Below are 11629 nucleotides of genomic sequence, written 5' to 3'. Positions count from 1 at the left end.
GTGATGCCTTTTTTATAGATAATACACTAATATATTAAAGGTCTTCGTAACATAAATATAAATTTTATTTCAAGGAGGAATCATGGAAAAGTATTTTGGTGAAAAACAGCAGCGTTTTTCATTTAGAAAATTATCAGTAGGACTTGTATCTGCGACGATTTCAAGTTTATTTTTTATGTCTGTATTAGGTAGTTCATCTGTAGAAGCTCAAGAGACTAAAGGTGTTCACTATAAATATGTGACAGAGTCAGAGTTATCATCAGAAGACAAGAATCAGCTCGTTTATGATATTCCGACATACGTGGATAATGATGATGAAACTTATTATCTTGTTTATAAATTAAGTTCCCAGAATCGACTAGGAGAATTGCCAAATACTGGAAGCAAGAATGAGATGCAAGCCTTAGTTGCTGGTGCTAGCTTAGCAGCTCTGGGAATTTTAATTTTTGCTGTTTCTAAGAAAAAAGTTAAGAATAAAACGGTATTACATTTAGTATTGGTTGCAGGAATAGGAAATGGTGTCTTAGTTTCAGCTCATGCTTTAGAAAATAATCTCTTACTGAACTATAATACTGACTATGAATTAACCTCAGGAGAAAAATTACCTCTTCCTAAAGATATTTCAGGTTACACTTATATTGGATATATCAAAGAGGGAAACATAACTGCTGAATCTAAAGTAAGCAATCAAGAGAAATCAGCAGCCACTCCTATAAAACAACAAAAGGTGGATTATAGTGTTACACCAAATTTTGTAGAGAATCCATCAAAGGTACAAACTATTCAGAAAGAAAAACTTGTTTCTTCAACTAAATCCACAGAAGTCCAAGTAGTTGAAAAACCTCTCTCTACAGAATTAACCAATCCAACAAAAGAAGAGAAACAATCTTCAGATTCTCAAGCACAATTAGCCGAACATAAGAATCTAGAAACTAAGAAAGACGAGAAGGTTTCTCCAAAAGAAAAGACTGGGGTAAATACACTAAATCCACAGGATGAAGTTCTATCAGGTCAGTTGAACAAACCTGAACTCTTATATCGTTACGAAACTATAGAAACAAAAATAGATTTTCAAGAAAAAGTTCAGGAGAATTCTGATTTAGCTGAAGGAACTGTAAGAGTAAAACAAGAAGGTAAATTAGGTAAGAAAGTTGAAGTCATCAGAATATTCTCTGTAAACAAAGAAGAAGTTTCGCGAGAAATTGTTTCAACTTCAACGACTGCGCCTGTTACAAGAATAGTCGAAAAAGGTACTAAAAAACCTCAAGTTATAAAGGACCAACCTGAGACTGGTGTAGAACATAAAGACGTACAGTCTGGAGCTATTGTTGAACCAGCAATTCAGCCTGAATTACCAGAAGCTGTAGTAAGCGATAAAGGCGTACCAGAAGTTCAGCCGGAGTTGCCAGAAGCTGTAGTAAGTGATAAAGGTGTACCAGAAGTTCAGCCGGAGTTGCCAGAAGCTGTAGTAAGTGATAAAGGTGTACCAGAAGTTCAACCAGCGTTACCAGAAGCTGTAGTAAGCGATAAAGGCGTACCAGAACAGGTAGCTCCACTACCAGAATATACAGGTGTACAAGCCGGAGCGATAGTTGAACCTGAAAAAGTTGAACCGGAATATGCTGGAGTACAAGCTGGCGCTGTAGTAGAACCAGAACAAGTGGCACCCCTACCAGAATATACAGGCGTACAAGCTGGAGCGGTCGTTGAGCCGGAACAAGTAGCACCCCTACCAGAATACACAGGAGTCCAGGCTGGAGCAATAGTAGAACCAGAGCAGGTAGCACCCCTACCTGAATACACAGGGGTACAGGCTGGAGCTATTGTTGAACCGGAGCAAATTGCACCACTACCTGAATACACAGGTCCACAGGCCGGAGCAATATTAGAACCAGAGCAGGTAGCACCACTGCCAGAATATAAGGGGAATATTGAGCAATTAAAACCTGAAACTCCGATTGAGAAGCCGAAAGAAACAAATCCAGAGAAAACACTTGAATTAAGAAATGTTTCAGATCTGGAGTTATATAGTCAGACCAATGGTACTTACAAACAACATATTTCTTTGGATAGTGTTCCAAGTAATCCAGACACTTACTTTGTAAAGGTTAAATCTTCGTCATTTAAAGATGTCTATTTACCAGTTGCTTCAATAACTTCGGAAACAAAAAATGGTCAGACAGTTTATAAAATTACAGCCAAAGCTGATAAACTGCAACAAGAGCAGGACAATAAATATGTCGACAATTTCAGTTTCTATCTTTCTAAGAAGGCTACAGAGGAAACGACAAACTTTACTTCCTTTAGTAATCTAGTTGAAGCTATAAATCGGAATCCTGCTGGAACTTATCATCTAGCATCTAGCCTAAACGCCAACGAAGTAGAATTAGGCCAAGATGATAGATCTTATATAAAGCAAACATTTACAGGTCAATTAATCGGTGAAAAAGATGGCAAACATTATGCTATTTACAATTTGAAAAAACCTTTGTTTGAAAACTTGAGTAGCGCTACAGTAGAAAAACTGAGTCTGAAAAATGTCTCTATTTCAGGGAAAGATGATATCGGTTCACTGGCATATGAAGCCCAGAATGGTACAAAGATTAAACAAGTTCATGTCGATGGTGTTCTAGCTGGTGAACGTGGTATCGGTGGTTTGCTGGCTAAGGCTGAGCAATCAAGCATCACAGAGAGCAGTTTCAAGGGAAGAATTGTCAATACCTATGAAACGACTGCCGCCTATAATATCGGTGGTCTGGTCGGTCATTTGACAGGAAGAAATGCTTCGATAACTAAATCTAAAGCGTCAGTAGATATTTCGTCAAACACAAATAGTTCAGATCAGACCGTTGGCGGTCTTACCGGTCTTGTTGACAAAGATGCTCATATCCAGAATAGCTATGCTGAGGGGAATATTAACAATACTAAGCCCTTTGGAAAAGTAGCCGGTATAGCAGGAAATTTATGGGACCGAGAATCTAATAATGAAAATCATGCTGGAATGTTGACCAATGTTCTAAGTGATGTCAATGTAACTAACGGAAATTCCATTACCGGTTACCACTATACTGGAATGAAGGTGATGGACACATTCAGTAGTAAAGCGAACAGAGTCTACAATGTCACCTTGGTCCAGGATGAGGTCGTCAGCAAGGAATCCTTTGAAGAAAGAGGAACAATGCTAGATGCTTCCCAAATCGCAAGCAAAAAATCAGCCATTAATCCTCTCACTCTACCAACAGTGGAGCCTCTTTCAACAAGTGGCAAAAAAGAAAGTGATTTTTCTAAGGTAGCCAATTATCAAGCTAAGCGAGCCTTGGCTTATAAGAACATTGAAAAATTGTTACCTTTCTATAACAAGGCAACCATCGTCAAATATGGAAATCTGGTCAATGAGAACAGTCTTTTATATCAGAAAGAACTCTTGTCAGTAGTCATGATGAAGGATAACCAAGTCATCACAGACATTGTTTCCAACAAACAGACTGCAAACAAACTCTTGCTGCACTACAAGGATCATTCATCTGAAAAACTCAATCTCAAGTACCAGTCTGATTTTGCCAAATTAGCAGAATATAGTCTAGGAGATACAGGTCTTCTCTATACACCAAACCAATTCTTGTACGACCAAAACTCTATCATCAAGCAAGTCTTACCTGAATTGCAGCAGGTGTCCTACCACTCAGAGGCTATCAGAAAGACACTCGGTATTTCTCCAAAAGTGAAACTAACGGAGTTATATCTTGAAGAACAATTTGGCAAAACGAAAGAGCATTTAGCAGATAACTTGAAAAAACTTCTATCTGCTGATGCAGGTTTAGTTACAGACAATAAAGTAATGACGGGTTATATTGCAGATAAAATCAAGCGTAACAAGGAAGCCTTGCTACTTGGTATGAGCTACCTAGAACGCTGGTATAACTTTAGTTATGATAAAGTGAGTGCAAAAGATCTTGTAATGTACCATCTAGATTTCTTTGGCAAAGGAAATGCTTCTCCGTTAGATACCTTAATAGAGTTAGGTAAATCAGGATTTAATAATCTTCTTGCCAAGAACAACGTTGATACTTATGCTATTAGTTTAGCTAGCCATCATGGAACGAAAGATTTATTTAACACGCTTGAAAATTACCGAAAAGTCTTTCTACCAAACACAAGCAACAATGACTGGTTTAAAACTCAGACCAAGGCTTACATCGTTGAAGAAAAATCTAATATTCCAGAAGTGAAAGCCAAGCAAGAAAAAGCAGGAAGCAAGTATTCTATCGGTGTCTATGATCGCATCACTAGCGACAGTTGGAAATACCGTAATATGGTACTACCTCTACTTACATTGCCAGAAAAATCAGTCTTTGTTATCTCGACTATCTCTAGTCTAGGATTTGGTGCTTATGATCGTTACCGCAATAGTGACCATAAAGCGGGCAAGGGTCTCAATGACTTTGTTGAAGAAAATGCGCGTGAAACTGCCAAACGTCAACGAGATCACTACGATTATTGGTATCGTATTCTAGATAAGGAAGGGCGTGAGAAGCTTTATCGAAATATCTTGCTTTATGATGCCTATAAATTTGGATATGATCATACCGATGGAAAAGCCAAAACAGTAGCTGATTTTGATAGTCCAAATCCTGCAATGAAATATTTCTTTGGTCCTGTTGGAAATAAAGTTGGTCATAATGGACACGGTGCTTACGCTACAGGGGATGCAGTATATTATATGGGCTATCGAATGTTGGACAAAGATGGATCTATCACTTATACACATGAGATGACGCATGACTCAGATCAGGACATCTATCTTGGCGGCTATGGTCGAAGAAGTGGCTTGGGACCAGAGTTCTTCGCCAAAGGTTTATTACAAGCGCCAGACCATCCAGATGATGCAACTATAACCATCAACTCTATCTTGAAACATTCAAAATCAGATAGTACAGAAGGACAACGATTACAAGTACTCGATCCAACTACGAGATTTTCAGACGCAAAAGATCTTCAGAAATACGTACACAACATGTTTGATGTCGTTTATATGTTGGAATATCTCGAAGGAAAATCTATTACAGAGAATCTTACCGTTTATCAAAAAACGAAAGCTCTCAGAAAAATTGAGAATAAGTATGAGAAAGATCCAGCAGATGGAAATAACGTATATGCAACAAATGTTGTCAGAGATCTAACAGTAGAAGAAGCTGAAAAACTACGTTCATTCAATGATTTGATTGAGAATAATATTCTTTCGTCTAGGGAATATACTTCAGGTAAATATGAAAGAAATGGTTACTATACTATCAAACTATTTGCGCCGATTTATGCAGCATTAAGTAATGATGACGGAACGCCAGGTGACCTAATGGGACGTCGTATGGCCTATGAACTATTAGCTGCTAAAGGCTTTAAAGATGGTATGGTACCTTATATCTCAAATCAATACGAAGATGTTGCTAAACAAAATGGTAAAAAAATAACAATTTATGGTAAAGATCGAGGATTGGTTACAGATGAACTTGTCCTTCAAAAAGTATTTAATAGTCAATATAAAACTTGGACACAATTCAAGCAAGCTATGTATAAGGAACGTGTAGCTCAATTTGATAGACTGAATAAAGTTACTTTTAATGATACAACAAAACCTTGGACTAGTTTTTCTACGAAAACCATAAGTAGTGTTACCGAGTTGCAGCGATTAATGGATGAAGCTGTTCGAAAGGATGCAGATGAGAATAGATATTCTTGGAGTAATTACAAACCAGAATTTGACAGTGCAGTTCATAAGTTGAAGAGAGCAATCTTTAAAGCCTATCTTGATCAAACCGATGATTTTAGAAGTTCAATTTTTGAGAATAAAAAATAGTGTTTGCTATTAGGAAATAAAAAGTAAAGGTAGAGGATTATAATTGTCATTATTAAAAAAAGATAAATTTTCCATTAGGAAAATAAAAGGTATTGTTGGTTCGGTATTCTTGGGAAGTCTTTTATTCGCACCGTCAGTTGTTGGTGCATCGACTTATCATTACTTAGATTATAGTAATTTGACACAAACTGAACGTGATCAACTCAAACAAGGTAGACCTGACGAATCAAAAGAATCATATGCCTTAGTTTATGAGAAAGACGAACTACCAAATACTGGTCAATCACAATCCATTATGACTGTATTTGGTTTATTGACCATTGGTTGTCTTGTTATAATCATTACAAAAGATAAGAGAAATAAAAAAATAGCTACATTTTTGATTGTAGGGGCGGCAGGTTTAGTTACACTATCAACTGCTTCAGCACTTAATTTGAATGCTAACATCCATGAATCTGGACGTGATGGTGTGTTGCAAATTTCTGGTTACAGATATGTTGGTTACTTGGAGCTTAATGATAGAACTGTTTCGTCGGTTTCTCCGGTACCAACTGTTTCGACAGTTGAGCAGCCCAACGTTGTGACAGACAAAGGCAAACCTGAGATTCAACCAGCCTTACCCGAAGCTAAAGTTACAGAAAAGGGTGAACCCGCAGTTCAACCAGTGTTACCAGAAGCTGTAATAACAGATAAAGGTGAACCTGAGGTTCAAGCATCGTTACCCGAAGCAGTTGTAACCGACAAAGGCGAGCCTGAGATTCAACCAGCCTTACCCGAAGCTAAAGTCACAGAAAAGGGTGAACCGGAAGTTCAACCGGCCTTACCAGAAGCGGTGGTCACAGAAAAGGGTGAACCTGAAGTTCAACCGGCCTTACCCGAAGCTAAAGTCACAGAAAAGGGTGAACCGGAAGTTCAACCAGCGTCGCCAGAAGCTGTTGTGACTGAAAAAGGAGAACCTGAAGTTCAACCAGCGTTGCCAGAAGCTGTTGTGACTGAAAAAGGGGAACCTGAAGTTCAGCCAGCATTACCAGAAGCTGTTGTAACTGAAAAAGGAGAACCTGAAGTACAACCAGCATTACCAGAAGCTGTTGTAACTGAAAAAGGGGAACCTGAAGTTCAGCCAGCATTACCAGAAGCTGTTGTGACTGAAAAAGGGGAACCGGAAGTTCAACCGGCCTTACCAGAAGCGGTGGTCACAGAAAAGGGTGAACCTGAAGTTCAGCCAGCATTACCAGAAGCTGTTGTGACTGAAAAAGGAGAACCTGAAGTTCAACCGGCCTTACCAGAAGCAGTAGTCACAGAAAAGGGTGAACCTGAAGTACAAGCTGAGTTACCTGAATATACTACAAAAGTTGCACCCACTTTGACTTTGGATAAGATTACAGAAGATGCGATGGATCGTTCAGCTAAATTGGATTACACTCTTGAAAATACAGGTAATGCTGAAATCAAGAGCATTATAGCTGAGATTAAGGATGGAAATACTGTTGTTAAGCGAGTTGACTTATCTAAAGAAAAATTGACAGATGCTGTTCAAGGTTTGGATTTATTCAAAGATTATAAGATTTCAACAACAATGATTTATAATCGAGGTGAAGGTGATGAAACTTCTAAATTGGACGAAAAACCTTTACGTTTAGAGTTGAAAAAAGTTGAAATTAAAAATATAGCATCTACTAATTTAGTGAAGGTAAATGACGATGGTACTGAAACACCTAGTGATTTCATGACTGAAAAACCATCTGATGAAGATGTTAAAAAAATGTACTTGAAAATCACTAGTCGCGATAATAAGGTAACTCGTTTAGCTGTTGACTCTATTGAAGAGGTGACAGAAGAAGGTAAAAAACTTTATAAAATCACTGCTGAAGCGCAAGATTTGATTCAACATACAGACCCAACGAAGGTTCGTAATAAGTATGTGCATTATATGGAAAAACCAGTTCCAAAAGTTAATAATGTATATTACAATTTCAATGAACTTGTGAGAGATATGCAAGAACATCCAAATGGCGAGTTTAAATTGGGTGCTGACCTTAATGCCACAAATGTATCAGCATTTGGTAAATCATATGTTACGAAAGATTTCAAAGGTAAGCTCTTGAGTGATGGTGATAATCATTATACCATTCATAACTTGTCACGTCCGTTATTTGGCAATGTTATCGGTGGTACAGTAACCAAAGTAAATCTTGGGAATGTAAACATCGATATGCCATGGGCAGACCGAATTGCTCCGATTGCCGACACTATTAAAGGCGGCGCTAAAATTGAAGATGTCAAAGTGACTGGTAACGTATTAGGTAGAAACTGGGTATCTGGATTTATTGATAAGATTGATAACCAAGGTATACTCAGAAATGTGGCCTTTATCGGTAACGTAACCGCTATCGGAGATGGTGGACAATACTTGACCGGTATCGTTGGAGAAAACTGGAAAGGACTAGTCGAACGCGCGTACGTTAACGCAAATCTTATTGGCAAGAAAGCCAAGGCTGCGGGTATTGCTTATTCGACACAAAATGGTGGGGATAACAATAAAGTTGGTGTTGAAGGTGCGGTCAAGAAAGGGGTTGTGAAGGGTACCATTCAGGTAGAAACTCCTGTTGAAGTCGGCGGTGCTGTTGGGCGTTTGAGTCATCATGGTTATATTAGGGAAGTCGTATCTATGATGAAAGTTAAGAAGGGTGAAATTTTCTATGGTTCTAGCGATATGAATGATGACCCATATTGGGTAGCAAATAATGTAATAGGAAATTATATAGTTAATGGTGTGAGTGAAGGTACGATATCTTATGCTCGTGCTAAAGAACATAATCGTATCAAACCAATTTCACAGTCAGAAGCAGATGCCAAAATTACGATGTTAGGTATTACAGCGCAAGATTTTGATATCAACGAACCTTTGGTAAATCGCTTAAATCGTATAACAAGAAAAGAAGATGAGTACAAGACAACTCAAGACTATAAAGTAGATCGAGATCTGGCTTATCGTAATATCGATAAACTTCAACCGTTCTATAACAAAGAGTGGATTGTTAATCAAGGTAACAAGTTGGTTGAAGAATCAAACTTAGTTAAGAAAGAAGTTCTTTCTGTTACTGGTATGAAAGACGGACAATTTGTAACTGACTTATCAGATATTGATAAGATTATGGTTCACTATGCTGATGGTACTAAGGAAGAAATGGATGTTACTAAGAATGCTGATTCTAAAGTGAAACAAGTTCGTGAATATGCCATCGCTGGACAAAACGTTGTTTATACACCAAACATGGTTGAGAAAGATCGTGTGAAACTGATTGCAGATGTGAAAGAGAAGTTATCTTCAGTCACATACGATTCGCAAGATGTTCGTAAAATTATTGGAAATCCAGCTGATTTGTATCTAGAAGAAAGCTTTACTGACGTCAAAGACAATCTTGATAAATTTGTGAAAGCTTTAGTCGAAAATGAAGATCATCAATTGAATAGTGACGAAGCTGCGATGAAAGCACTTGTGAAGAAAATTGACGATAATAAAGCGAAAATTATGATGGCTCTATCTTACTTGAACCGTTACTATAACATTAAGTATACTGACAACAGTATGAGTATCAAAAACATCATGATGTTCAAACCTGACTTTTATGGTAAGTCACCAAGTGTTATTGACAGACTCATCAACATTGGTTCGAGTGAAAAGAACTTGAAGGGTGATCGAACTCAAGATGCTTATCGTGAAATCATTGCAGGTAATACTGGTAAAGGTAGTCTTCGTAACTTCCTAGAATACAACATGCGTTTATTCACTGAGGATAAAGACATTAACGATTGGTTTATCCATTCTGCTAAAAATGTTTATGTTTCAGAACCTAAGACAACAAATACAGAGTTGAAAGATAAACGGCATCGTGTATTCGATGGTTTAGATAACGGTGTTCATGGACGTATGATTTTACCACTTCTAACACTGAAAGATGCACATATGTTCTTAATTTCAACATACAATACGATGGCTTATAGTTCATTTGAGAAATACGGTAAACATACAGAAGAAGCTAGAAATGAATTCAAAAAAGAAATTGATAAGGTTGCTCACGCACAACAAACTTACCTTGACTTCTGGTCACGTTTAGCATTGCCAAGTGTACGAGATAGATTGCTTAAGAGTGAGAAAATGGTTCCGACACCTGTATGGGATAATCAGACATACAATGGTTCTCCTGTAGGTCGTCGAGGATTTGACAATAAGGGTAACCCTGTAGCCCCAATTCGTGAATTATATGGTCCAACATGGCGACACCATGATAGAGACGGACGTATGGGCGCTATGGCTTCAATATTCCCTAATCCAAATAACGATGACAAGGTCTTGTTTATGGTGACGGATATGATTAGTCCATTTGGTATTTCAGCCTTCACTCACGAAACAACACACGTTAACGATAGGATGCTTTACTTCGGTGGTCATAGACATCGTCAGGGTACAGACGTTGAAGCTTATGCTCAAGGTATGTTGCAAACACCAGATAAATCGACAACCAATGGTGAATATGGAGCTTTAGGTCTTAACATGGCTTATCATCGTCCAAATGATGGTAACCAATGGTACAACCCAGATCCTGACAAATTAAAGACACGTGATGACATTGACCGCTACATGAAGAACTACAATGAAGCGTTAATGATGTTGGATTATGTTGAAGCAGATGCTGTACTTCCAAAATTAAATGGTGATAATAGCAAGTGGTTCAAGAAAATTGACAGGGTCGACAGACATGTTGATGGTTTAAATAATTTAACTGCTCCACACCAATGGGATAAAGTTCGTGACCTAAATGATGGAGAGAAAACTAAGTCATTGGCAAGTATTGATGATTTGGTTGATAATAACTTTATGACTAGACATAATAATCCTGGCAATAGGGTGTTCCGACCAGAGGACTTCACGCCTAATTCGGCATATGTTAATGTTCAAATGATGGCTGGTATTTATGGTGGTAATACAAGCAAAGGTGCTCCAGGTTCATTATCATTCAAGCATAATGCCTTCCGTATGTGGGGTTACTTTGGCTATGCAAATGGATTTATCGGATATGTATCTAGTAAATACCAAGGTGAAGCTGATAAACAAAATCAGGGTAGATTGGGTGATGATTTCATTATTAAAAAGGTTTCAGACAACCAATTCTCAAACCTAGAAGACTGGAAGAAACATTGGTATCACGACGTTAAAGCTAAAGCAGAGCAAGGATTTACTACTATTGAAATTGACGGTAAACAAATTACCAACTATACACAATTGAAGGATATCTTTGTTAAAGCGGTTGAGGAAGATTTAAAGAAATCAGGTGATTTCTCACACACTGTTGCACTCAAAGAAAAAGTCTTTAAAGCTCTTCTTAAAAACACAGACGGTTTCTTTAATCAATTGTTTAAGTAAAAACAGATAGATAAGAGATGAATATAAACATAGAGTTTGAATCAAAAATGTTTCAGACTCTATGTTTTTTCTTATGTGACTATTAGTCCGACTCGCTCCGTTAGGTGCGAGACAAAAAACCACATAGTGATTTCAGTTTTATACTCAATTAAGCTGAAAGAAACATTGTGTGGTTTTTTTATAGTCAATTGAAACAAGAAGAGGACATAAGAACCTCGTAAAAAGTATTGCACCTTGATAATACAACATATTGAATGTAGAATAGTACGCTGCGATTGCTAAAACATTTCTAGAAATTAATTTGATTTCCCTAATTAATTTGTTCACATCTTATTTCAATCTACTATAAC

Annotated in this window: 2 protein-coding genes; both read left to right on the top strand. The window is 37.6% G+C overall.

Translation table 11 applies throughout. The features are described from left to right. Positions 1–82: 82 nt before the first annotated feature. Entirely contained in the window at positions 83–5854 is a 5772-nt protein-coding gene (locus tag M1F55_RS01520; protein ID WP_247947129.1) for a ZmpA/ZmpB/ZmpC family metallo-endopeptidase, read from the top strand. Between the two features lie 43 nt (positions 5855–5897). Beyond that, positions 5898–11279 carry a ZmpA/ZmpB/ZmpC family metallo-endopeptidase gene (locus M1F55_RS01515; RefSeq protein WP_247947128.1) on the top strand — a complete coding sequence of 1794 codons (5382 nt, stop codon included), beginning with the start codon at positions 5898–5900 and terminating at the stop codon, positions 11277–11279. Positions 11280–11629 lie beyond the last annotated feature (350 nt).

This window comes from Streptococcus mitis (assembly GCF_023109235.1).
Classification (GTDB): Bacteria; Bacillota; Bacilli; order Lactobacillales; family Streptococcaceae; genus Streptococcus; species Streptococcus mitis_DA.
The sequence above is the reverse complement of the archived record's forward strand: the minus strand, read 5'-3'. Positions and strand labels throughout refer to the sequence as shown.